Source organism: Bartonella sp. AA18HLJMS (assembly GCF_042197245.1).
In the GTDB taxonomy this organism is placed as follows: domain Bacteria; phylum Pseudomonadota; class Alphaproteobacteria; order Rhizobiales; family Rhizobiaceae; genus Bartonella.
Genome location: NZ_JBHIRP010000067.1, coordinates 1 through 1,105 on the forward strand (window position 1 = coordinate 1; position 1,105 = coordinate 1,105).

1 protein-coding gene is annotated in these 1,105 nt (G+C 43.6%); it reads right to left on the reverse strand.

The genetic code is table 11. The features are described from left to right. Positions 1–1,034 (reverse strand): DUF3792 domain-containing protein (locus ACFINW_RS09930; RefSeq protein ID WP_375674262.1); only part of this gene is annotated, 1,034 nt, incomplete at its 3' end. Between the last annotated feature and the right edge of the window lie 71 nt (positions 1,035–1,105).

Sequence of the window (1,105 nt, forward strand, 5' to 3'; positions counted from 1 at the left end):
GAAATAATGGCGCCTACCAGACTTCCTAAAAAGCCCCACCACCCCATATTGGAGGCTGTTTTTGTGGCTTTAGTCGCAGTGTTTTTTGCTCCCTTGATCGTATCCTCAAGATTGTCTGAAAGTGTTTCTGCCCGTTCTTCAAGGACTTTGATGGCTTTTTCGGTCTTTTCTTCTGCGCTTTGATAGAGTTGAACAGCATGGTTGGCTGCTGTTTGTGCATCCGAACGGGACATGCCATCTTTTATGAGCGCGTTGATGATATCACTTCGATCAAATTTTGTCGTGAGATCTTCTACACGATCAGACAGGCGTTCACCAAGATTTTTTAAAGTGGTGCGATAGTAAGAAGGATCATTTTTGAAAGCTGTTATCGCAGAACCAATATCATTGAGTGCAGCTTGATAGGTTTGTTTTAAGCGATCAGGGTTGAGAGCAGGAATGTCGCTTTTATTGAGAAGGGTGCGCAATTCACTCGAAAGTTGGTCAAAATTGATGCTATTGTCACTATTTTTTGCAAAAAACTGTTCAAGACTTTCGCTGTTTAAGTTTGCAAGTATAGGGGAAATATTGTTTTTTAGGCTGTCTACGGTTTGTTGGACCATGGAGCTGTTTTCGAGAGCCGTTTTAGCTCCTATCTTTGCTGTACTAGAAACCACGTGGATGGCTTGGAGGGTCATCAGCAATGTTATGAGAGCCCAGGTGAGAAAGCCATGAAGCGTCCCTGAGGTTTCAGCAAAACGTCCAGCTACAAAGCCTCCCAAGGCTAGGCTAATCAGTGTAACGATAACAGAACCCACGCCAAAGGAGAGGAAAGAGCCTTCAAATGGGGTTGAAGAAGTGAAATCCATTTGGCTTAAGCCTAAAGCGGCGACCAGAAAAGAGAGGCAGATTGAGGTGGCAAGAGCCGTCACCAGTCCCGCAAAGATTGCGGACCATGAAATGGGTGTGTGAAAGAGTGAATACTTTTCTTCTAGAGACGTTTCTCCTAGAAAATTCGTCTCAAATGGTGTGTTTTCAGGAATGCGAGTTTCCATGTTTTATCTCCTTGAATATGCTGGAGATACAATGCCTTTTTGCTAATTATGTTCCAAAAGGGATATAGAGC